The sequence below is a fragment of the Pseudoalteromonas sp. GW168-MNA-CIBAN-0100 genome (assembly GCF_040309225.1).
GTDB lineage: Bacteria > Pseudomonadota > Gammaproteobacteria > Enterobacterales > Alteromonadaceae > Pseudoalteromonas > Pseudoalteromonas arctica.
The window spans coordinates 1-239 of the sequence record NZ_JBEOOL010001043.1 but is presented as its reverse complement, the minus strand read 5'-3'; the positions used below and the strand labels follow the sequence as shown (position 1 = coordinate 239).

Below are 239 nucleotides of genomic sequence, written 5' to 3'. Positions count from 1 at the left end.
AGCGACGACAGCGGCACCATCTCGCCCTTGTCGTTGCGCGTCTTCAGTTGCAGGATGTCGTCCGCGCGCTGGCGGAACGGCGCATCGGCCTGCACGCGCACCTGGTACACGCGTCCGAAGCGGTTGAAGTCGTTCACGTACAGCGAACCCATATACACCTGCATCGTGTTGAACACGTCGGTCACCGGCACGCCGAGCTGCTTCGCCTTCACGCGGTCGAGATCGACGTTGAGCTGCGG

General features: G+C 63.6%; 1 protein-coding gene. It reads right to left on the bottom strand.

Translation table 11 applies throughout. The features are described from left to right. Positions 1-239 (bottom strand): efflux RND transporter permease subunit (locus AAEY62_RS24530; RefSeq protein WP_350637093.1); only part of this gene is annotated, 239 nt, incomplete at both ends.